Source organism: Rhodococcus sp. GQ147 (genome assembly GCF_059759155.1).
In genome coordinates, this window is the sequence record NZ_JCAXDU010000001.1 from 275,006 (window position 1) to 299,404 (window position 24,399).

General features: G+C 67.9%; 9 protein-coding genes and 2 pseudogenes. 5 read left to right on the forward strand and 6 right to left on the reverse strand.

Annotated elements, in window-relative coordinates:
- Positions 1-172: 172 nt before the first annotated feature.
- From AC6CID_RS01380 to AC6CID_RS01400, 5 genes and pseudogenes are all read left to right on the forward strand, one after another.
- Positions 173-319: pseudogene (locus AC6CID_RS01380) on the forward strand (GntR family transcriptional regulator); the annotation flags it as partial.
- Between the two features lie 150 nt (positions 320-469).
- A complete protein-coding gene (locus tag AC6CID_RS01385) occupies positions 470-1,531 on the forward strand; it encodes an ATP-binding cassette domain-containing protein (RefSeq protein WP_220666895.1) in 1,062 nt (353 codons plus the stop codon).
- Positions 1,528-2,394, forward strand: coding sequence for an ABC transporter permease (locus tag AC6CID_RS01390; protein WP_019288604.1), 867 nt, complete (start codon positions 1,528-1,530; stop codon positions 2,392-2,394). The genes AC6CID_RS01385 and AC6CID_RS01390 overlap by 4 nt, the downstream gene beginning before the upstream one ends.
- Before the next feature lie 4 nt (positions 2,395-2,398).
- A complete protein-coding gene (locus tag AC6CID_RS01395) occupies positions 2,399-3,280 on the forward strand; it encodes an ABC transporter permease (protein WP_064060447.1) in 882 nt (293 codons plus the stop codon).
- A gap of 100 nt (positions 3,281-3,380) precedes the next feature.
- A complete protein-coding gene (locus AC6CID_RS01400) occupies positions 3,381-4,436 on the forward strand; it encodes an esterase/lipase family protein (protein ID WP_019288606.1) in 1,056 nt (351 codons plus the stop codon).
- Between the two features lie 23 nt (positions 4,437-4,459).
- Here AC6CID_RS01400 and AC6CID_RS01405 read toward each other — a convergent pair.
- The 6 genes and pseudogenes from AC6CID_RS01405 to AC6CID_RS01430 form a co-directional block, all read right to left on the reverse strand.
- Positions 4,460-4,600 (reverse strand): annotated as a pseudogene (locus tag AC6CID_RS01405) (IS30 family transposase); the annotation flags it as partial.
- Between the two features lie 250 nt (positions 4,601-4,850).
- Positions 4,851-5,105: a hypothetical protein gene (locus tag AC6CID_RS01410; protein ID WP_064060448.1), complete on the reverse strand. Its 255-nt coding sequence runs from the start codon at positions 5,103-5,105 to the stop codon at positions 4,851-4,853.
- A 732-nt stretch (positions 5,106-5,837) separates the two neighbouring features.
- Positions 5,838-6,065 carry a hypothetical protein gene (locus AC6CID_RS01415; protein WP_072740413.1) on the reverse strand — a complete coding sequence of 76 codons (228 nt, stop codon included), beginning with the start codon at positions 6,063-6,065 and terminating at the stop codon, positions 5,838-5,840.
- Entirely contained in the window at positions 6,062-6,253 is a 192-nt protein-coding gene (locus tag AC6CID_RS01420) for a helix-turn-helix domain-containing protein (RefSeq protein WP_367889067.1), read from the reverse strand. Before AC6CID_RS01420 ends, AC6CID_RS01415 begins: the two co-directional genes overlap by 4 nt.
- Positions 6,254-6,409: 156 nt before the next feature.
- Positions 6,410-7,465 carry an alpha/beta hydrolase gene (locus tag AC6CID_RS01425; protein WP_115311488.1) on the reverse strand — a complete coding sequence of 352 codons (1,056 nt, stop codon included), beginning with the start codon at positions 7,463-7,465 and terminating at the stop codon, positions 6,410-6,412.
- A 142-nt stretch (positions 7,466-7,607) separates the two neighbouring features.
- Positions 7,608-24,269, reverse strand: coding sequence for an amino acid adenylation domain-containing protein (locus AC6CID_RS01430; RefSeq protein WP_498353483.1), 16,662 nt, complete (start codon positions 24,267-24,269; stop codon positions 7,608-7,610).
- Between the last annotated feature and the right edge of the window lie 130 nt (positions 24,270-24,399).

The following is a 24,399-nucleotide window of genomic DNA, read 5'->3' on the forward strand; positions in this document are numbered from 1 at the left end:
GTAACCGTCGGCGTGATACTCCGGTGCTCACCCGCCAACCAAACCATCCAGTGCGTTGCGAGCCAGGTTAGGGCACGGTAGGTGTGCCACATGTCACCTCCGGCTGTGATGCTACCGAGACCGTGAAGTGACAAGGCGGATCATGTACTAGGAGAAGGCGCGCAGCTGGGGGACGGATGCGGTCGCCTCGCACGAACGGTTGCTGCAGGCGTTGCGCACCGGTGACGTCGAGGCCGCCGGACGCGAGACGCGCGAACACTTCACCGACGGGGCCCATCGACTCGTCGAACACCTCGACGATCTCGGCGTCTGGTCCTGACCGGCCGGCGTGGACACCCCAAGGGGCAGGGCGTCGGCGCCGACGCGCATGTCCGTCCGCCCCTCCCGGGACCGTTCGCCCCGGTACGATTCCGACGGTGACGGACCGACCCGTCCCCGACGGGGACCGAGATCTACGGCGGGGTGTGATGTGAGCGATCACGACCAGGCAGTTCTCGTGGAGGACGTCCACAAGTCGTTCGGCGACGTCCACGCACTCGACGGGATCAGCTTCTCTGCACCGCCGGGCCGTGTCCTCGGCATCCTCGGCCCCAACGGCGCCGGCAAGACCACGATGGTCAAGGTGCTGTCGACGCTGTTGCGCCCCACCTCGGGTCGCGCCGTGGTCGCCGGGCACGACGTGGTCGCCGACGCCGCGGCGGTCCGGCGTTCGATCATGATGACCGGCCAGTTCGCAGCACTCGACGACACTCTCACCGGCCGGGAGAACCTGATCCTGTTCGGGCGCCTGATGGGCCTGGACAAGAAGTCCGCTACCCGACGCGCCGACGAGCTGCTCCGGGAGTTCGATCTCGTCGACGCCGGTCGCCGTCCAGTGAAGGGCTACTCCGGCGGTATGCGTCGACGGGTCGACATCGCGTGCGGCCTCGTGGTCCGGCCCAAGGTGGTCTTCCTCGACGAGCCGACCACCGGTCTCGACCCGCGCAGCCGGCAGGGTGTGTGGTCGCTGGTGGCAGCGCTCAAGGAGCAGGGCATCACGGTGCTGCTGACCACGCAGTACCTCGAAGAGGCCGACGTGCTGAGCGACAACATCATCGTCATCGACAAGGGCACCGTGATCGCGGAGGGCAGCGCGAACCAGCTGAAGTCCTCCGCCGGTGGCACCCACTGCGAGATCGTTCCGGTGGACCCGCGGGCGATCCCCGAGATCCTGCACGTCCTGGACGGTCTCCTCCCCCAGGACGTGCTCGTGGGCACGGTCCCCGACACGGATCGGGTGTCCGTCCCGGCGCCCGACGGCGCCGCGACCCTCACCGAGGTGCTGCGGCGCATCGAACCCCTGGGCATCGAACTCGCCGACATCGGCCTGCGACGTCCTTCGCTCGACGACGTCTTCCTCCGCCTCACCAGGCACTCCGCATCCGCTCCCGACGGCAGCGACCCGGCGGACGGTGGCCTCACGGACGGCGGCCCGGCAGCACTTCCCGACCCGGAGCGGGCGGAGCCTGCGTCGGCAGGTGAGCGGCCGTGACGGCCCGCACCGACGAGACGGTCCGCGGGACGGAGACCCCCACGGTCTCGTTCACCGACTCCTCGTCCACCCTTCCCGCACGCCGGGGAGGCGTCCACCGCCGGATCACGCCGTCGGGGGTCGAGCAGTGGTGGGTGCTGACGCTCCGGTCGTTGCGCACGATGGCGCGGTACGGCGAGCTGGTCCTCGCGGTCCTGGCACCGTTCGTCTTCGGTCTCGGTTTCTATCTGCCGCTCAAATTCGTCATGCAGTTGCAGGGCATCGACTACGCGCAATTCCTGATGCCCATCATCGTGCTGCAGTCGATGGCCTTCACCGCCATCTCGGCGGCGCAGCTGGCAGCGCAGGAGGGCACGACCGGCGTGACCTCGCGTCTGCAGACGCTGCCCGTCGCCCCGGCGGCGCCCCTGGCCTCACGGATGACGGCGAGCATGGTGCGGTCGGTCATCTCCTTGGCCGCCGCGATCGGATTCGGTTATTTCATCGGTTTCCGTTTCTCCGCCGGCCCCGGGCAGGCAGTGTTGTTCTGCGCGACCGCACTGATCATCAGCCTGTTGTTGTGCCTGGGCGCCGACGCGATCGGATGTCTGTCCCGGAGCCCCGAGGCGACAGCGCAGGCGCTGACCCTGCCGCAGCTGATCCTCGGGATGCTCTCGTGCGGTTTCGTGCCCGAGGAGGGATTTCCCGAGTGGATCAGACCGTTCGTCCGCAACCAGCCGATCTCGCAGTTCTCCTTCGCGATGCGCGATATGGCCCAGGACGGGGTGACCTGGGAAGTCTTCCGGCCGAGCCTGTTCTGGATGATCGGGCTGGCCGTGATCTGCATCCCGGGCGCCGTGTGGGCCGCGACGAGGCGGGAGTGAATCGATGAGCGAGACCGTCGAGACACAGCGGGCGCGGGCCCGATCGCGAGAGCGGGCAGGGACGCCGGGCCGCGCCTTCGCCTATCCCGAACCGGATCGCATCCGCAGCGAGAGTTCCCTCGGTGCGTTGTGGGAGCACAGCCGCCTGCAGTGCGGTCGACTGCTGCTCAGATGGGCCCGTGATCCCGCCACGATGATCCAGGCGCTCATCTATCCGGCGCTCACCCTGGTGATGTTCCGCATCGTGCTCGGCGACAGCATCACCGCCGCGACCGGCTATTCGTCGATCTTCGGCACCGTCCCCATGATCGTGCTCGTCGGCGCAATGTTCGGCTCGGTGGTCAGCGCGGTGGGATTGCGCACCGAACGTGATTCCGGCCTGCTGAGCCGCTTCCACACGCTGCCCGTTCATCGTTCGGCGGGGCTCGTGGGCCGGTTGATGGCCGAGATGGTGCGCGTGTTCGTCACCTCTCTCGTGATCTTCGCCGCCGGCATGGCGCTTGGCTTCCGGTTCACCCAGGGCCTCGGTCCCACCCTGCTCATCCTCGTGGTCCCACTGATCTTCGGTCTGGGCTTCGCGATGATGGTGACCGCTCTGGCGACTCTGCCGGGGCGCACGCCCCTGGTCGAGACCGTCTCGATTTTGTGCACCCTGCTCATGTTCTTCAACTCGGGGTTCGTGCCGGTCATGGCGTATCCGAGCTGGTTGCAACCCGTCGTGGCGAACCAGCCGATGTCCTGCGCGATCGACACGATGCGCGCGCTGGCGATGGGAGGGCCTGTCGCCGAGCCCTTCCTGAAGACGGTCGCGTGGTCGGTGGGGATGGTGGCGGTCTTCGTGGTCCCCGCCGTCGTCGGTTACCGGCGCTCGGCCGAACAGAATTGATCTTCCGCTGCCCGGAACGTCCCCCGACGGGCTGCTATCCTACTCGGCGATCCCCCAACCAGCACGAACATACGATCCCCATGTTCGTCGAGGAGTACCGATGATCCGTGCGCGTCGCAGCGTCGTAGCCACAGCCACTGCTGCCCTCGCCCTTGCGTCGTCGATGTTCGCCACCCCGGCGGTATCGGCGGCCGATCCTGCCCCTGCCGCGCCGGCGCCTACCATCACCGTGCCCGATCCGGCTCCCCTGCCCACCTCGGCAGACGCTCCGGGGAGCCCCCTCGCGACCCTGCTGAGCACGATGGGTGAGGGGGTCGAGGGAGCCAACGACCTCGGCTGCGTCCCGTCGCCGGACCATCCCCGGCCGGTCGTCCTCGTGCACGGCACCGGGACGGGCATGTACCCCACATGGGTCTACGTCGCTCCCGAACTCGCACGGCTCGGCTACTGCGTGTACGCGTTGAACTACGGCGCTGCGCAGGGATACTTCGATCCCGAGCGCACGGTCTGGGGTGTCTCGGACATCGAACGGTCCGCCGTGGAACTCGGAACGTTCGTCGATGCCGTTCGCGAGCACACCGGCTCCGAGCAGGTGGATCTGGTCGGCCACTCGCAGGGGGGTGTCGTCTCCCGTCAGTACCTCAAGTTCGAGGGTGGGACGGACGCGACGGATCCCTCCCGCAACCGGGTCCGGAACCTCGTCATGTTGGGCGCGACGAATCACGGCACCACCTTCAACGGCCTGCAGCAGCTGTACACGGTGCTCGCGGTGCTCGGCGTGACGAACGGCAACGATGCCTTGGCCGAGTTGCTGTTCCGCGGGAGCAATCTCGGCGCGGCCGGGCAGCAGCAGCTGATCGGGTCGCGCATGCTCAGCAATCTCAACGAGGGTGGCGACACGCTTCCCGGCGTGACCTACACCTCGATCGCGACGCGCCACGATCAGATCGTCACACCGCCCGAGAGCTCGTTCCTGCGCCCGGGACCGGACGCCGAGGTCCACAACGTGTGGGTTCAGGACGGCTGCCCGGATTCGCCCGCCGACCACTCCACGATCCTCGTACGACCCGAATCGCTCCACCTCGTGAAGTCGGCGCTCGACCCCGGATACGCTGCGGCCCACGCGGTGCCGTGCGACCTACCCGAGAACGGATAGGGCCACCCGGCGATTCGCTCGTCGACACGGACCGGCAGCGTGCCGACCAGCGTCACAAGGACATCACGGATCGTCTCGGCAGGGTGGTCCCCGTCGGGCAGGTGCCCGAGCATCACGTAACGGGTCGTGCGTTCGACGAGCGTGACGATCGCGGACTGTTCTGCTCCCCGGTGATGTAGGGGTGGGACCGGGGCGCGGTGTCGGGATTACCCCCGGTCCGTTTCCCCGGCCCGCCCTCCGCACCGGACGTGCGACTCTCATCGCATCCGGCGCTCCACGGACTGCCACCCTCAGGCGGGAACCGACGTTCCCGTGCTGGACCATGGTGTGGGGATGTTGCTCGCTCGCCACCGATACCGAGTAACCGCAACGGTGGTGGTGTCGAACATGACGATCCCGTTCTCCTGCGGACGATTACCTGGCCTGCCGGTCAGGAACCGTCGGTAGAGATCCGCCCACGTGATCCGTCTTCGACGGATAGGTGTAGACACTCATCTTGTTCGTGCCCTTCCTGCGACGCCGCTGGATGCGGAACCCCAGAAAGTCGACACCCTCGTCCAGGTGGCATACCCGGGTCTTCTCGGCGGACAGCCGCAGCCCCAAAGGGGCTATCACGTCCGCCACTTCGTCCCAGAGTGCATCCGCATGCGCTTTGGTTCCGACCACCATGATCGAAGAAACCGTCCGCATACCGCACGATCCGATAGGTGGCGCCGCCGCGTTTGCGGTGCACCTCGCGCCCGTAGGAACTGCCGTGGGCGTCCCATTTCGCACAGAAATGTGCATCCAACACCGTCAGAGCGATGTTGGCGAGCAGCGGTGAGAGTATGCCGCCCTGGGGTGTGCCGGTGTCGGATTCCCTGACCGTTCCGTCGCCGGACATGATGCCCGCCTTCGACAAACGCCTTGATCAGAGCTAGAACGCGCCTGTCGACGATCCGAGTGCGGACCCGCTCCATGATCGCGGAATGGTCCAATTCGTCGAAACACGCCGCGATATCGGCCTCGAACACCCAATGATGATTTCGGGTCCCCCAAGCATGCATCTCGGCGATCGCGTCCTGAGCGCGACGCCTCGGACGGAAATCGTAGCTGACCGGTGTGAAATCCGCCTCGAAGATCGGCTCCAACACCAGCACAACAGCGACGCTTGCACCGTGCGGTCCATCGCCGTGGGGATACCGAGCCGCCTGAGCTTGCCGCTCCCCGGCTTGGGCATCATTCTCTCCCGCACCGGAAGAGGAGCAAAGGTCCGAGACTTCACCTGCTCTCGCACCTGCCCCAGGAATGCTCATGCTTGCCGGACCCAGACCATCCGGTAGTGCTGGCCTGTCCCGTCGTTGTCGGGGCTGCTTGCCACCCCTCGCCGGCGTCTCCCGGTTCAGGCTGCCCCCAGCTTCGTTATGCTGCTGCGACAGCACAACGGCGCAGGTCTTTCACCTCCGCTCGGTTGCACAGCGCCTCGTGGCGCACCAGGTCGCCTTCCCAATGGCCTGGAACAGCACGATCCTCGACCTCGGCGGGACGCTCGCTGATCATCACCATCGGGTCGACAAACCGGCTCGTGCCAAGCTCAGGCGAGCAGCGCCGGTTTCGGGCGTGGCCGTGCGCCACGCGCAGTTCGCTCATCGACCTCGACACGCTCCACGGCCTCTCGCCGCGTCATCCCCAGCCCGCGCAGTTGCAGATACTCGGCCCCTGCATGGATGCCCCAACCGGTGCGACGACAACCCGGCCTGCCGAGCCCATCCATACGCGGTGTTCCGATCGACATCGAGCCGACGCGCGACCTCAGCCACGCTCCCGACCTCATCCATCAACGCCAGGAAACGGACTTTCAACGACGTGGTCGTCTCCGAAAAAGACACGGTGGTCGCAACCTCCCGAAACTCGGGGTGTTGCGACCACCGTTAGAACCCGCCAAGCGGTAGGGGCCTTTCCGGTCGGTCACACGAACCGACCGACGAGGACGGTCAGAGGCCGAGGGCCTTCTGCAGCACCGGCCACGAGTCCTTCAGATCGTCCTGCCAGTAACCCCACGAATGGGTGCCGGAGTCGCGGAAGTTGTAGGTGGCGGGGATGTCCAGCTCGTCGAGGCGGGTACGGAGGTTGTGCGTGCAGTAGTTGGTCGCCGCTTCGATGACGCCGCCGACCACGATCTGGTTGGCGAGCACGTCGACCTGGCCGTCGATCTCCGGACCGTTCAGGGTGTCGTAGCGCCCCGGCAGGCCCGTGCCGTTGGAGATGTAGAGATCGAGACCGCGCAGCTCCTCGGCGTGCACGTAGGGATCGTTCTCTGCCCAGGCCGGATCGTTCAACTCACCCCACATGTTGCGGGTGTCGCCGCCACCCCAGGTCTCGACGACGAGCTTGACGAACTGCTGCCCGATCGGGTCGGAAGTCTGGGCGCAGCCGCTGTACGCCGCGACGCCCTGGTACAGGCCGGGTGCAGCGATGGGCAGCTGCAGGACCGACGTACCCGAGGACGACAGACCCGCGATCGCGTTGATCCCGTTCGTACCGAGCGCCGCGTCGATCAGCGGCGGGATCTCCTTCGTCAGGAAGGTCTCCCACTTGTTGACACCGAGAACCGGGTCCTCTTCCTTCCAGTCGGTGTAATAACTCCATTTGCCACCGACCGGGGAGACGACGTTGACGTTCTTGTCCTTCATGAACTCGATCGCGTCGGTGCGGAAGCGCCAGGTCGCGCTGTCCTCGCCACCACCGGCTCCGTTGAGGAGATACAGCGTCGGGCGCGGCTCGCTGGTGTCGGCGGGACGCCAGACGTCGAGCAGGATCTCCTTGTCCATCGAGGCGGAGTAGACGTAGACGAGCAGCTGCTGCTCGCCGTAGTTTTCGATACGGGTGATCTTCGAGCCGTTTTCGCTGGTCACCGACTGGAGCGGCTGTTGGTTCTCGGCCACAGGGTCTGCCGGCTGGGCAATTGCCGGAGCCACAGACAACGCAGCCGAGAAAACTGCGCATGCCGCGCCGACGGTCAGTACGCGAAGTCGTCCGGATCCTCGCATCGGATGCCTCATACGGTTCTCTCACCTTTTCGAATAGGCAGTGGTGGTCGGCGTCGGGCGCGGTGCGGTCCGATGCTCGAACGGAACCTACCCGATGGCGGCCTACGTACAGTTACATGCGTCGTCGTCCGGGAGCAACTCGTTACATCCACTCCCTGTGGAGGTGTTCCTCGAGCACCGGCCCGATCGCTGCCAGCGACTCGGGTGTGGTCATCGCGCCGTGCACACAGTCGATCGGAACGTCCGAGATGGTTCCGGTCACCAGGTGCGACCAGCGTCCCGCGGCACCGTCCTGGGCGGGCGGATGATCGGCCGCGCTGAAGTACATCAGGTCTCCTTCGAACACCCCGGGGGTGTGCGACGCGATGAGTTCCGCCGATCGCAGCGCACTCTCGTACAGATTGCGGAAACGCTCCGCGGTGAGCGTGACCATCTCCTGCGGAACGGTCTCCATCACGCGCTGGAGATGCTCGTCCGACAGGCTCGTCACGTCGGCCGAGTCGTCGAGGACGACGCCGATCTGTTCGAGCTCGTCGCGGATCGCTCCCCGGAAGTCGCCGACATCGAGATTCAGATGGCTGTCGAGCATGGCGAGGCAGTCGACGCTCTCCCCCGCCGCCTGCAGTTGCACGGCCATCTCGTGCGCGAGCACACCACCGAGCGACCAGCCCATGAGGTTGTACGGACCGTGTGGCTGCACCGTCCGGATCTCCTCGACGTATCGCGCCGCCATCCCGGCCAGGGACTCCGGCAGGTATCCGTCCTCCGACAGCGCCTTCGACTGGATGCCGTAGATCGGCCGATCGTGCACGAAGCGGGTCAGGCCCGAGTACGTCCACGCGAGTCCGTACATCGGATGGACACAGAACAGTGGTGCCCGGGAACCGCGTGCCCGGAGCGGGAGCAGCACCTGCATCGCACTGTCGGCGAAGGGATCGAACTCCTCGCTGGCGTCGCGTTCGGCCGAGATGCGTCCTGCCAGTGCAGCGACGGTGGGGTCGGTGAACAACCACTGGACGCGGACGTCGGCGCCCACGCTGTCGCGGAGCCGGCTCGCGACCTGCGTCGCATTCAACGAGTTGCCGCCGAGCGCGAAGAAGTCGTCGTCCACACCGACCTTCTCGACGCCGAGGACCTCCTCGACGACGCCTGCGACGAGCTCCTCGAGCGGAGTACGCGGCGCCGTGTACGCGACGGTGTCGATCACCGGGGTGGGAAGCGCCTTCCGGTCGAGCTTGCCGTTGGCGTTGAGCGGCAGTTCGTGCAAGGGCACGAGGACCGCAGGCACCATGTACGACGGCAGCGAATGCCGCGCATGCACGGCGAGTTCGCCGACATCCAGCGACACTCCTTCGGCAGCGACGACATAGGCCGCGAGACGGTCGCCTCCGTCCGGTCCCGCGACGACGGTGACCACGGCGCGCGCCACCTCGGGTCGCGATACGAGCACTGCTTCGATCTCACCGAGCTCGATGCGCTGCCCGCGCAGTTTGACCTGGAAATCGGACCGGCCGAGGTAGTCGAGTCTGCCGTCCTCTCTCCACCGGACGAGGTCTCCGGTGCGGTACAACCGCGCTCCGGTGTTGCGGGGATCGGCGACGAAACGCTCCGCCGTGAGAACCGCTGCGTGGGCGTATCCGCGGGAGAGTTGCACTCCCCCGACGTACAGTTCGCCGACGCTTCCGACCGGCACCGGCCGGAGCCGACTGTCGAGTACGTGCACCGTCGTGTTGGCGACCGGTGCACCGATCGGCACCGGCCGGCCGTGCACTCGGGCCGTGTCCACACTGGTGACCACGGTTGCTTCCGCAGGGCCGTACCAGTTGACGAGTGCCGCCGTGCCGATCGCCCGGTAGGCGTCGACGGTGTCGGCGGTCAGTTCCTCCCCGGCCGCGAAGACGTACTTCAGCGATGCGAGGTCGCCGGAATCCGCGGACTCGCAGAAGACATCGAGCATGGACGGCACGAAATGCACCGAGCTCACCGACCGGCGACGGATCGTCTCGGCGAGATACTGCGGGTCGCGGTGCCCGTCGGGCCGGGCCACCACGACCGTCGCCCCGGTCTGCAACGGCCAGAACAATTCCCATGTGGAGATGTCGAAGGTGACGGGAGTCTTGTGCAGGACCACATCCCCCACAGAATGCGGGAATGTGCGCTGCGCCCAGCGGAACTGGTTGGCGACCTGCCGGTGGGTGATCTGGACACCCTTGGGACGGCCCGTCGACCCCGACGTGTAGATCACGTAGGCCGTGTTGTCAGGCCTCAGGGAGCCGAGCCGTTCGCAGTCGTCGAGAGGGTGAGAGGGCAGGTGACCGAGGTCGAGGCGATCCACGTCGATCACCGGAACGGTCGTCGCGACGTCGACACCCTCACGGCTCGTGGTGAGGACGCATGCGGGACGCGCCCCATCGAGTACGAGCGCGGTGCGATCGGCGGGATGATCCGGGTCGATGGGTACGTACCCACCACCGGCCTTGACGATCGCGTAGATCGCGAGCGGCAGTTCGAGCGAGCGCCGCATCGCCACCGCGACGAGCGTCTCCGGCCCCACGCCCAGTGCGACGAGGTGCCGGGCGAGCCGGTTGGCTTCCGCGTCGAAGGTCGCGTAGTCCCACTCGGTGTCCTCGAACACGAGTGCCGGAACCTGTGGGGTGCGGGCCGCCTGCTCCTCGAACAATGACACCAGCGTCGCCTCGTCGAGCAGTTCGGGGACGTCCGTCGCATTCCATCGGTCGAGACGCGCCCGATCGTGTCCGGTCGACACGTCGAGCTGCCCGATCCGCCGGTCGACCGACTCGGCGAACGCGTCGAGCACGACCTCCAGCCGGCCGGCCACGTCGCGCGCGAAGGTCCCGCCGATCACGTCTTCCAGATACTTCACCGTCACCCGAACCCGGTCGTCGGCGACCACCATGAGTGTCAGCGGATAGTGTGTGCCGCTGGCCGCGTCCACGGCGGCGACGTCGAGACCGATGCCGGAGCGCGCCTCCGACAGGGCGGCCGCGTCCACCGGGAACGATTCGAAAACCACGAGCGAGTCGAACAGTGCGTCCGCACCGGCCGACTCCTGGATCTCGGCCAACCCGAGATAGTGGTGATCGAGGAGCTCACCCTGTTCGCGTTGCACCGTCGAAGCCAGGTTCGCGACGGTCTCGTCCGGGTCGATGCGCACCCGGACGGGGACGGCGTTGAGGAACAGGCCGACCATCGACTCGATACCGGGTAGCTGTGGCGGACGTCCGGATACGGTGGCGCCGAAGACGACGTCGTCGCGGTCGGTCATCCGGGAGAGCAACAGCCCCCATGCCGTCTGCACCATGCTGTTGAGGGTGACGCCGAGTCGACGCGCCGTCGCGGACAGCTTCGCCGTGGTGTCCGGCGTGAGTTCGAAACCGGCTTCGCCGATGCCCGCCTCGATCCCGCGAGCGGTGTCGAGCGTGGTGATCGTCGTGGGACCGTCCAGGCCGTCGAGCGAGCGCTTCCATGCCTCCCGCGATTCGGCGTGATCCCGTGCGTGCAGCCACTCGAGATAGTCCCGATAGGGAGCGACGGGCGGCAGCACGGCCGGATCCGCGTCGGCTGCGTACAGCACGAGCATGTCGCGCATCAGCAGCGGCATCGACCAGCCGTCGATGAGGATGTGATGGCTCGTGACGAGCAGATCGACACGGTCCGAGGCGGCACGGAACAGGGTGAACCGGAGCAGCGGGGCGCGGTCCATCACGAAATGCGTTGCGAGATCCTCTGCTTTCGCCTGCTCGATGCGCGCGTCGATCGCGTCCGGGTCGCCGGCCTCGGTGACGTCCACCTCACGCCACGGAACCTCGATCCCGCGCTGCACGACCTGCACCGGCACACCGCTGCGCGTCGTGGTGAACGCCGCGCACAGATTGGGGTAACGGTCGAGCAGGGTCTGTGCGGCCCGGTGCAAGCGGGCGGTGTCGAGATCACCGCGGAGACGGAGCACGAACTGGGTCGTGTACACGTCGACGCCGTCGCTCGCGAGCAGGGCGTGGAACAACATGCCCTGCTGTAGCGGGGTGAGCGGCCACACGTCCTCGAGGCCCGGGTACCGCTGCTCCCATATCTCGATGTCGTCGGCATCCGCGTCGACGAGGGGTAGGTCGGAGGGGGTGAGTCCGCCGATACCGGGTTGTGCCGCGTACCGGGCGAGTGCGTCCACCGTCGCGGTCCATGTCCGGATCACGTCGGCGAGTTCGTCTTCGTGGACGCGCGCGGGATCGGCGGTGAGGGTCACGGCGAGTTCCCCCGCAACCGACGAGGCGTGGATTTCGAGCCGATGTTCCGGTGCGGTACGGAAGACGGGCCGGATCCCGTGCTCGGCGGACAACCGCCAGGCCTCGCGCATGTCCCCGGCGCGTGGTTCGCCGTGCAGGGTCACCATCGTGTCGGGACCAGCCGTCACCGCGTCGTCGGGCGACCGGCGTAGCGCCGCACGGAGTTGTTCCTTGACGGCCTTGACGAGTGGGGCTGCCCCTTCGGGCCCGGTGAGTTCCCCGACCCCCTCCAGGTCGATGTGCGCCGGATACTGCACCTGCAGACCGCCGACCGTCCGGGACGTACCGGCCGCAGATGCGAGTCGTCGCCCGTCGGCGCCCACCACGAGATCGACCTGTGTCGACCCGCGGGTGCCGGTGACCGCGACCGCAGCGACCGCGACGACCACGTCGATCGGTTCGGCGCGGAAAGCCGCAGCAAGATCGGCGAAGACGGATGCGGTGTCCGAGGCCGAATGACGGACGATGGCCCCGAGGGGGGCCCGCTCGTCCGAATCCGCAGTCGCGACTCTCGTCACCGGCGCGGCAGGAGGCATCGCGAACGTGTTCGACCATGCCCGCGCCGAGACCTTCTCGGCCGCCACGGTGGGGGCGCGACCGGCGGCACGGGCGGTCCAGGCGGCGGCCAGATCGTCGGCGAGCACCTGCCACGACACTCCGTCGACGGCGACCGCGTCGCCGACGGCCACGAGCAGATCGGAGTCACCGGCGGACACCCGGACGAATTGCACGACGATGCCGGCAGCCGGGTCCAGCCGGTCTGCGGCCTCCCGCACGACGCCGTCGACGATCACCTCGAGCGCAAGGGGGCCTTCGACTACCTTGTGCCGCAACACCTTCGAGATATCGAGGGCCGACGCGGCAACGACCCGCGGGGGCTCGTCGACCTCGCGCGGCACGACCAGACGCAGCAGCGGATGCGCCGCAAGTACAGCGGTCAGGCACTCGGCCGGACCGTCGTCGTCGACTCCGCCCGGCATCTCGATGACGACACTCGTGACACCGTGGTGCCCGCCTGCGCGAACACGCGCGATCTCGGGTGTCCGAGGAGCGGTGTCCTCGGCTGCAGGATCCGCCTCCGCCTCCCCCGCCTCCGTGGCAGCCCCGGCATCGACGAGTTCGGCGAGTGCCGCGACCGTCTTCCGTTCGAAGACGTCGCGCGGGCTCAGTTCGAATCCGAGCGCCCGGGCTCGGGCGACGAACTGGATGGACACGATACTGTCGCCGCCGAGGGCGAAGAACGAGTCGTCGGCGCCGATCTCGTCGACACCGAGGATCTCGACGAAGATCCCGGCGATCGCGGTCTCCGCCGGAGTCGACGGTGCGCGACGCTCCGCGGAAGCGAACACCGGTTCCGGCAGGGCCTTCTTGTCGAGCTTGCCCACCGGGGTCAACGGCACCCGGTCGATGACGACGACGGTCGTGGGCACCATGTAGTCGGGCAGCGACCTGGCCACGAACGCGAGCAGTTCGTCGGTGTCGACGGTCCGCGCTTCGCACGGCTTGACGTAGGTCACGAGAACTACGGCGCCGGCTGCGGTCTCGTGCCCGAGAGTAGCCGCGAAGTCGACGTCCGGATGTGCGACGAAGGCCGCGTCGACCTCCCCCAGTTCGATCCGGAACCCGCGGATCTTGACCTGCTGGTCGGCACGTCCGACGTACTCGAGTTCTCCGCCTGCGGCCCAGCGGACGAGATCGCCCGTGCGGTACAGGCGTTGCCCGTCGCCGAACGGGGATGCGACGAACCGTTCCGAGGTGAGCCCGGCCCGGCGGTGATATCCGCGGGTCAGCGCCGGTCCCGAGAGGTAGAGTTCGCCGGTGACGCCGAGCGGGACGGGATGCAGTCGGGCATCGAGCACGTGCACACCCACACCGCGCAACGGATGACCGATAGGCATCGCGCCTCCCGGCACGAGCGGTTCGGAGCTGGTGGTGATACACGTGGTCTCGGTCGGGCCGTACACGTTGTAGAACCGACGGTCGCTTCCCCACCGGGTCACCAGATCGGAGGAGTACGCCTCGCCGCCGACCATCACCGCCTCGAGTTCACCGAGGCCGGACGGATCGACGGTGGCCAGCGCGGCCGGAGTGACGAAGGCGTGCGTGACGGCCTCGCGCCGCAGGACGGCCGCAAGTTCCTCGCCGCCGTAGATCGCGGGCGGCACGATCACCATCGTCGCTCCCGCTCCGACCGCGAGCAGCATCTCGAGCACGGACGCATCGAAGCTCGGTGAAGCGAACTGCAGGGTGCGTGCGTCGGCTGTGATTCGGAAGGTCTCGCATTGCGCGCGTGCAAGATTCGCCAGACCCGCATGGGTCGAGACGACACCCTTCGGCCGGCCGGTGGAGCCGGAAGTGTAGATGACGTAGGCCGCGTTACCGACGCGGATCGCGCCGTGCAGTTCCGTCGCCTCGATCGGTTCGGACGACATCCGGTCGCATCTGTCCCGGAACTCGTCGTCGTCGAGCACGAGCCACTCGGCGTCGGGGAGCCTGCCGGCGTGAGCCGAGGAGGTGACGCCGAGACGTGCTCCCGAATCCTCCAGCATGTAGGCGATACGGTCGGCCGGATAGTCGGGGTCGATGGGCACATAGGCCGCCCCCGTCTTGGCGACCGCCCATACCGCCCGGATCATGTCGATCGAGCGTGGGAAGGCGAGGCCGACGAACGTCTCCGGACCTGCACCGTGGTCGAGGAGCACCCGGGCGAGACGGTTCGTCTGCTCGTCCAGCTCGCGATAGGTCAGTGCCTCGTCGCCGCAACGCACGGCGGTGCGGTCCGGTCCCCCCGCCACAGCGAGCGACAGGAGCCGTGACAGGGTCTGCGGCTCGACCGATTCGGCGCCGCGCACTCCCGCGAGACGTGCACGCTCCTCGGCGTCGAGGATGTCCACGTCGCCGATCGCCCGGTCGGTGTCGGTGAGGACACCGTCGAGGAAACGCACGAAGCGACGCGCGAAGCCGTCGATCGTGTTCTCGTCGAACAGGTCTCGTGCATACGAGAACTCGGCCGCCATACCGGCCGGTTCGCCGGCCTGATCGAATTGTTCGGCGAGGGTGAGCGACAGGTCGAATTTGGCGACGTCGATATCGGAATCCACGATGCCGAAACTCAGGCCCGGCAGATCGAAACCGGTCCGGCCCAGGTTCTCGAAGGAGAGTGCGACCTGGAACAGTGGCTGCCGCGCGGTGGACCGTTCCGGCGCCAGGATCTCGACCAGACTCTCGAACGGGATATCGGCGTGTGCGAACGCATCGAGATCCGTCTCACGTGCCTCGGCGAGCAGGTCGGCGAACGACCGGTCGCCACGCGGCGCGGTCCGCAGCACGAGAGTGTTGACGAACATACCGATCAGGTCGTCGAGTTCCTCGTGTCCGCGGCCGGCGACGGGCGTACCGATCGCGATGTCGACGTCACCGGTGATGCGGTGCAGGAAGCCGGCGAGTGCGGCGTGCAGCACCATGAACAGGGTCGCGTTGTGCGTGCGGGCGACCTCGGTGAGCCCGTGATGAGTCGACGGGTCGACGACGAAGCGCACCTTGCCACCTCGCATCGACTGCACGGGCGGGCGTGGACGATCGGTGGGCAGGGCGATCTCGTCGGCGATCCCGGCGAGAGCGTTCTTCCAGTAGGCCGCCTGTCCGGCGAGAACCGAGGCGGGATCGTCCTCCGCACCGAGCATCCGTCGCTGCCACAGAGCGAAGTCGGCGTACTGGATCGGGAGTGCCGCCCAGGCGGGCACCGCGCCCGCCGAGCGTGCACTGTAGGCGACCACGAGGTCTCGCGTGAGCGGCCCGACCGACCAGCCGTCGGCGCTGATGTGGTGCACCACCGTCACGAGGACGTGCTCGGTCGCGGCGAGACGGAACAGCGCGAGCCGGACCGGGATCTCGGTGGTGACATCGAAGCCGCGCGCGACGATGTCGTGTACCCGGGCCGGCAGGTCGGTCTCGGTCACGTCGACGGGTTCGAGGCGAACGGTGGCCTCCACTGCCGGGAGGATCTGCTGGATCGGACCTTCCGTCCCGCGCGGATATCGCGTACGGAGGGTCTCGTGTCGCGCCACGATGTCGTCGACGGCGTGCTGCAGGGCCTCGGCGTCGAGCGATCCGGACAGCCGCACCGCCGCAGCGACGTTGTAGGCGGGCGAGGACGTGTCGAACTGGTTGACGAACCACATCCGCTGCTGCGCGAGCGAGAGGGGTATCTCTACCGGGCGAATCACTGGGACGAGAGGTTCGTGGTGTTCGACCGCGGAGAACTGCTCGAGGCGGGCAGCGAGCGCACCCACACCGGGGGCCTCGAACAGTGCGCGGACGGGAACGCGCAGTCCCGACATCTTACCGAGACGCGCGACGACCTGGGTGGCGAGCAACGAGTTGCCGCCGAGATCGAAGAAGTCGTCGTCCAGACCGATGCGGTCGACGCCGAGCACATCTGCGAACACACCGGCCACGGTCTGCTCGATCGTCGTGGTCGGGGCGCGGAACTCCGTGGACTCGAAGACGGGCGCGGGAAGTGCTGCGCGGTGGAGCTTTCCGTTGGCGGTCAGCGGAAGCTCGGTCAGAACGACGAACGCCCCGGGGATCATGTATCCGGGCAGTTCCCGGGCGAGAGCCTCGGCAACCCGGCCGGTGTCGACGACCGCACCGGCAGCGGGAACCAGGTACGCGACGAGCCGATCACCGAGACGCGCATCGTGGTGCGCGGTCACGACGGCCGCAGCGATATCGTCGAGGCGACGGAGTGCCGATTCGATCTCCTCGAGTTCGATGCGGAAACCACGGATCTTCACCTGGAAGTCGGAGCGGCCCCGGTACTCGATCTCGCCGTCGGTGCGGAGCACCGCGAGATCACCGGTGCGGTACATGCGCGTCCCGGCCGGTCCGAACGGGTCGGCGACGAAACGGTCCGCCGTCAGGGCCGGTCGATCCTGGTAGCCGCGGGCGAGCTGGATACCGGCGAGGTAGAGCTCCCCGATCACCCCGGCGGGCACCGGATGGAGGCGCCGATCGAGGATGTGGACGCGGGTGTTCCATTCGGGTGTGCCGATGGGCACGACGTGCTCGTCCGCGTCGTCGACCTCGTGCGAGGTGACCGACACGGCGGCTTCGGTCGGGCCGTAGAGGTTGAACAGTGCTGCACGGTGGGTGCGGCGGAACGCGCGAGCGGTCGTGGCCGGCAGCGCTTCACCGATCGCGAGGACGACGCGCACGGATTCGGGGAGCGACCCCTCCGAGGCGGTCATGAGCATCTCGAGCATCGAGGGCACCAGGTGCACGACGGTGACACCTTGCTCCTGCATCGTGGCAAGCAGATAGTCCGGGTCCTGATGACCGTCCGGTCGTGCCACGACCAACCGGCCGCCTGTGGTGGGCGCCGACCAGAACTCCCACACCGACAGATCGAACGTCGAGGCGGTCTTGAGGAGCACGACGTCGTCGGGGCCGAGATCGAATTCCTCGGCCTTCCAGAGCAACTGGTTGGTGACGGCGCGGTGGCTGACCGCGACGCCCTTCGGCCGGCCGGTCGACCCGGACGTGAAGATCACGTATGCGAGATCGTCGGGCCGCAGCGGTGAGCTCCGGTGCGCGTCGAGTACCGGACCGGACGGATACCGGGCCGTGTCGATCTCGTCGAGGTCGACGATCTTCGGCAGATCGAGGGCGCAGGTCCGGCGAGCGTCGCCGTTCGTGAGGACGACCGTGGGGGCGCTCGTCTCCAGGATGTACTCGACGCGGGCCACGGGCATCGCGGGATCGATCGGTACGTATGCCGCACCCGTCTTCGCGACCGCGTACATCGCGATGGGGAGCTCCGCACAACGCGGCAGGAGGAGCGCGACACGATCCTCCGTACCGACACCCCACTCGAGCAGCATGTGCGCGAGCCGGTTGACCTCGGTGTCGAGCTCCGCATAGGTCCAGTGCCTGTCACCCGATACGAGAGCCACCGCGTCCGGTCGGCGTGCGACCTGCTCGTCGAACAGGGTCGCCAATGTGGCGGAACCGTCCGTGGTCCGGTCGGTGTCGTCGAGCTCGGCGAGCCGTTGCCGATCGGCCTCCCCGAGCAGATCGATGTCGCCCACCACGACGTCCGGGTCGGCGGTCACCGCGCGCAGGACCGTCTCGAGCACTTCGGTGAACCGCACGACCGTGGACTCGTCGAACAGGTCGGTGGCGTAGGTGACGAAACCGCCGACACCGAGGGGCGATCCGTCCTCGGCGTAATGGTCCGCGACGATGAAGTGCAGATCGAATTGGGAGATCTCGGTCTCGATGTCGAGACCCGTGACCGTCAGGCCCGGCAGTTCGAGGCTCGACCGCTCGACGTTCTGGAACGACAGGCCTACCTGGAACAGGGGGTGCCGCGCCTGCGATCTGGTGGGGTTGAGGATCTCGACGATCCTCTCGAACGGCAGGTCCGCATTGGCGTAGGCGTCGAGATCGATCTCCCGCACGCGGTCGAGGAGCTCGCCGAATCGCGCGTCGTCGTCCACTCGGGTGCGGAACACGAGCGTGTTGACGAACATGCCGATGACGTCGTCGAGCCGGGCCTCGCCGCGACCCGCGATCGGCGTGCCGACCGCGACGTCGGAACTCGCGCTCAATCGTGACAGGAGGACCGCGAGCGCTGCATGGAACGTCATGAACAGCGACGCCCCGCGCTCGCGCGAGAGAGACGACAGCGCGGAGTGCACGTCCGCCGGGATCCGCAACGGAACGCGGCGGCCCCGCAGGGACTGCACCGGTGGGCGGGGACGGTCGATCGGCAGTTCCAGCTGGTCGGGAAGACCGTCGAGGGTCTCGACCCAGTACCGGATCTGCGCTGCCGCGACGGAATCCGCATCGGATTCGGAGCCGAGCACCTCGCGTTGCCACAGGCTGTAGTCGGCGTACTGCACCGGCAGCGGCGTCCACGACGGACGTTCACCTGCGAGTCGCGACATGTACGCGGTCATCAGGTCGCGGGTGAGCGGCGCCATCGACGACGCGTCGGCACTGATGTGGTGGACGACGAACGCGAGCACGTGGTCGTCGGCATCCAGGCGGAACAGCCTGGCACGAAGCGGGGCATCGGTTGTGACGTCGAATCCGGCGATGGCCAGCGCGGTGACGGCGGTCTCGAGATCACCGGGGACGATCTCGACCGGTGTCAGATCGGGAACGGACCCGGCCGCCGGCAGCACGACCTGCACCGGACCGTCCTCGGACTCCGGGTAGACGGTGCGCAGGATTTCGTGCCGATCGATCACGTCAGCGACCGCGGCTTCGAGAGCCCGGGCGTCGAGAGATCCCGTGATCCGGAGCGCCACCGGCAGGTTGTAGGCCGGCGATTCCGGATCGAATCGGTTGAGGAACCACATGCGCTGCTGTGCGAGCGACAGTGGCACGCGCTCGGGACGGGGCCGGGCCTCGAGACGGGGCCGGTCCTCACCTGTTCCGTGTGATTCGAGGCGCACGGCCAGCGCCGCGACCGTGGGCGATTCGAACAGTTCCCGAACCGGGACCCTCGTGCCGAGTGCGTCGGAGATCCGTGATGCGACGCGCGTCGCGACGAGCGAGTTGCCGCCGAGTTCGAAGAAGTCGTCGTCGGCACCCACCCGGGCCACGCCGAGCACGTCGGCGTAGACACCTGCCACGATCTCCTCGATCGGGGTACGGGCCGCACGGAACTCGCGTGCTTCGAAGACCGGTGCGGGCAGGGCCTTGCGGTCGAGCTTTCCGCTGGTGTTCAAGGGGAACTCGTCGAGCGCGACGACGGCCGAGGGCACCATGTAGGAAGGCAACGTCTTCTTCACCGCATCGAGCAGCGCCGCCCGGTCGACGGTGTGTCCCGGTGCCGGCACGACGTACGCGACCAGTTGCTCACCGGTGGATGTGGGCACGACGAGCGCGACTGCCTGCGATACCTCGGCACAGCCGAGCAGAGCCGTCTCGATCTCGCCGAGCTCGATGCGCTGGCCGCGGAACTTGACCTGGAAGTCGGTGCGACCCAGATAGTCCAGGACGAGCTCTCCCGCAGCGGTACGACGCCACCGCACGAGGTCGCCGGTGCGGTACATCCGGCTCCCCGGTCGTCCGAGCGGACTCGCGACGAACCTGTCGGAGGACAGGTCGGGGCGCTTCTCGTAACCCCGAGCGAGTTGAACCCCGCCGAGATACAGCTCACCCGGCGTCCCGACGGGTGTGGGAGCCAGACGCGAGTCGAGGACGTAGACCTGCACGTTCCATTCGGGCACACCGATCGGCACGGAGTGACCGTCGCCGTCGGCCGGCCAGTAGGTCGCCGAGACCGCCGCCTCGGTCGGGCCGTAGAGATTGTGGAGCGCCGCATCGCCGAGCCGGCGGAAGGCCGACACCGTTTCCGGCGGCAGTGCCTCTCCGATGACGAACACGTGCCGCAGGCTCGCGCAGCTGCCGGCGGGTGCCTGTGCGGCGAAGACGGTGAGCATCGACGGGACGAAATCGGTGAGGGTGACGCGGTGGCGTGTGACGGCATCCGCCACCCAGGCCGGGTCGCGATGGGCGTCGTGCGGCGCCACGACGAGGGTGCCCCCGGTGCGCAGTGGCAGGAAGTAGCCCCAGAGCGAGACGTCGAAGGTCGTGGCGGTCTTCTGCAGGTACACATCGCTCCCGGCGATGTCGTACTCGGCAGCCATCCACTCGAGCTGGTTGACGATCGCTTCGTGGGGGACGGACACACCCTTCGGCCGTCCCGTCGAACCCGATGTGAAGATCACGTAGGCCGGTGATGCGGGCTGTACGGTGCCGCGCAGTTCGTCCTCCCGGACAGGATGCGCGTCGTACCCATCCGCCTCCAGGGTGTCGAGGAGGATCGGGGCGATTCCCTCGGGGAGGTCGCCGGCGTCCGCGCTCGTGCTGAGCACACACACCGGTCGGGCGGTGTCGAGGATGTGACCGATCCGATCGGCCGGATGGTCGGGATCGAGCGGCACGTAGGCACCGCCGGCGGTGACGACCGCGTACATGGCGACCACGAGATCGATCGACCTCCGGATCCCCAGGGCCACGAGCGATTCGGGTCCGACCCCGGACGAGATCAGGTGCCGCGCGAGTCGGTTGACGCGTGCGTCGAACTCGGCATAGGTGAGCGACTCGTCGCCGAAGAGGACCGCGGTCGCTCCCGGGACGCGGTCGACCTGGGCTCGATAACGTGACAGCAGTGTCCCCGTGTCCGTCGGATGGTCGGTCGCGTTGACCCCGACGGTGAGTGCATGACGCTCGTGCGGGGTCAGCAGGTCGATCTCCCCGACCGGGATGTCGGCGTCGCTCGCGAAGGCTCCGAGCACCGACACCAAGCGATCCGCCAGGGCGCGAACGGTCGAGTCGTCGAAAAGATCGGTGGCGTAGGTGAACTGGGCTCCGATTCCGGCGGGGTGCCCGTCCACCTCCCGGGGGGTCACCGTGAGCTGGAGATCGAACTTGGCGATGCTTCCGCCGAGATCCACCGGTACGAGCTCGAGATCGCGCAGCGCGAGTTCGGGCTGCGCCATGTTCTGGAAGAACAGGGCGACCTGGAAGAGCGGGTGGTGCCCCGCGGAGCGGACCGGATCGAGGATCTCCACGAGCCGCTCGAACGGCAGATCGGCGTGCGCGAATGCGTCGATGTCGGTATCGCGGACCCGGTGCAGGAGCTCGGCGCAGGTCAGGTCGGGCGTGATGTCGGTCCGCAGCATAAGGGTGTTGACGAACATGCCGATGAGGTCGTCGAGGGCCTGCTCGCCACGCCCGGCGACGGGTGTGCCGATCGCGATGTCGCGTGCGCCCGAGATCCTCGACAACAACACCGCGAAGGCTGCGTGGACGACCATGAACGGCGAACATCCCGCTGCCCGGCCGAGTTCGGCGACGGCCGCGTGCAGTGCCGGATCGATCTCGAAATCGACGGTGGCGCCGCGGCCCGACGCCTCGACCGGCCGGGGCCGGTCCGTAGGGAGTTCGAGCCGGTCCGGTAGGTCGGCGAGAACGGACGTCCAGTACGCGATCTCCTTCGCCACCGGAGAATCAGGATCGTCCTCGGAGCCGAGCACCGCACGCTGCCACAGGGTGTAGTCGGCGTACTGCACGGCGAGCGGTTGCCAGCCGGGGACCGCTCCGGCGGTGCGGGCGAGGTAGGCGGTGACGAGGTCGCGTACGAACGGTTCGGTGGACGCCCCGTCTGCGGCGATGTGGTGGACGACGATGACCAGGACGTGCTCGTCGGGCGCGACCCGCAGGAGTTCGAGCCGCAGCGGCACCTCCGTCGTCACGTCGAAACCGGCCGACACGGTGCGCAGGACGCGGTTCTCCACTTCGGAGACCGGGACGTCCTCGACACGCACAGTCGGGGTGGCCGCCGACGGGGGAAGGATCACCTGACTGCCCACCCCGTCGCGATCGGGGTAGACGGTGCGGAGCGTTTCGTGCCGATCCACGAGGTCGGCGATCGCCGCGCGGAGTGCGTCGACGTCGAGCGCCCCGCGCAGCCGGAGCGCGACGGGAATGTTGTTCGCTGCCGAGCCGGTGTCGAACCGGCTGAGGAACCACATCCGTTGCTGGGCGAGCGACAGCGGAATCGTCTCGGGCCGCGTACCGGCGGTGAGCGGGATACGGCCGCCGGTGCCGAGGGGTTCGATCAGCGCGGCGAGCGCAGCCACGGTCGAGCCCTCGAACAACAGTCGGGCCGGCACACGGGTGTCGAGGCGTTCACCGAGCCGGGCCGCCACCCGAGTCGCCACGAGCGAGTTGCCGCCGAGATCGAAGAAGTCGCCGTCGAGACCCACCCGTTCCAGGCCGAGCAGCGTCGCGAACTCCTCGGCGACAGCGATCTCGGTATCCGTGACAGGCGGGCGGAACTCGACGGTCACCGGATCGGGGTCCGGCAGCGCCGCGCGATCGACCTTGCCGGACGGCGTCAGCGGGATCTCGTCCAGTACGACGATCACCGACGGAACCATATGCGACGGAAGAACGTTCGATATCTCTTCGGTAACCACGCGGGTGTCGATCCCCACCCCCTCCGAGGAGTGCAGGTAGGACACCAACTGCGCTTGACCCGCCGGCGTCTCGCGACCCACCGTCATCGCGAAATCGACTCCGTCACAGGCGGCGAGCGCTGCGTCTATCTCACCGAGTTCGACTCGGAAACCGCGGATCTTGACCTGGAAGTCGTTGCGTCCCAGGTAGATCAATTCGCCGTTCGTGCCGCGGGAGGTACGGACGAGATCGCCGGTACGGTAGAGCCTGGTACCGCCCGGCCCTGCGACGAATCGTTCTGCGGTCAGACCGGGGCGTCCCCGATAGCCTCTGGCCAGAGCCGTCCCGGACACGTACAGTTCACCGGCCACGCCGGGAGCGACCGGATTCAGGCGGGCGTCGAGGACGGACGCGCTCAGATTGCGAACCGGCGTACCGATCGTCACGGGCCGTCCCGGTTCGAGCGGCCCGCTGCAGTGCGTCATGATCGTCGACTCGGTCGGTCCGTAACCGTTGAAGAATCGGCGCCCGGGTGCCCAGCGCTCCACGACATCCGGCGGACATGCCTCACCAGCGGAGAGCACCATCTCCAGATCGGTCAGAGTGCTCGGGTCGATCGAGGTCAGCACGGCCGGGGTGATCACGGCGTGCGTCACGCGCTCGCGGCGTAGCAGTTCGGCGAGCTCGTCCCCGCCGAACACGGTGGGCGGTGCGACGACCATGGTCGCGCCGACGGAGATCGTCATCAACCATTCGAAGACCGACGCGTCGAAGCTCGGCGACGCCACGTGCAGCACGCGCGACTGCGGTGTCAGATCGAAGCGTGCCGCGACTTCCTGCGCGAGGTCGTCGAGGCCCGTGTGGGTGACGGGGACGCCCTTCGGCCGGCCCGTCGAACCCGAGGTGTAGATGACATAGGCCGGGTTCTCGGCCCGCAGCGGCAGCACCCGCTCGTCGAAGCTCACGGGAGCGGACGGCAGAGCGTCGGCATCGGTGATCGTCTGCGGATCGTCGAGCGCGATCCACTCGACGGTCTCGGGCAGCGCGGCCACCGAGGCCGACCGGGTCAGACCCAGGCGTGCACCGGAGTCGTCGATCATGAACTCGATGCGGTCTGCCGGATAGTTCGGGTCGACGGGAACGAATGCCGCGCCCGACTTGGCGACCGACCACACCGCGAGCACGGACTCGATCGAACGGGCGAGCGATACCGCGACCACGTCCTCCGGGCCGACCCCCCGGTTGATCAGGAGACGAGCCGTTCGCGACGACGCGGCGTCGAGTTCGGCGTAGGTCAGGGAACGGTCGCCGAAGACCACGGCCGTGGCCGCCGGGTCTCGTTCCACGGCAGCCGCCAGCAACTGCGGAAGGAGCACGGCACGCGGTCCGCGCCTCCGGGCAGGGCGCCGACGGGGCCGGCTGCCGCGGTCCGTCCGTGCCGGATCGGCGTTCCGGACGTCGTCGAGGTTCGTCCGAGCCTCGTCCCCCTGCTGCCCGCCGACCTCGCGCGAGAACTCACTCACCACTGGTACCGATTCCCTCGAACGTCCCGTTTCGGCCGCGACCACCCGTTGTGACCGGGTGGTCAGTTGCCCCATTAGAGCATCGCGGGGCAAGGCGTCATGTTACGACGAGCCTCGGGCACGCCCGCAT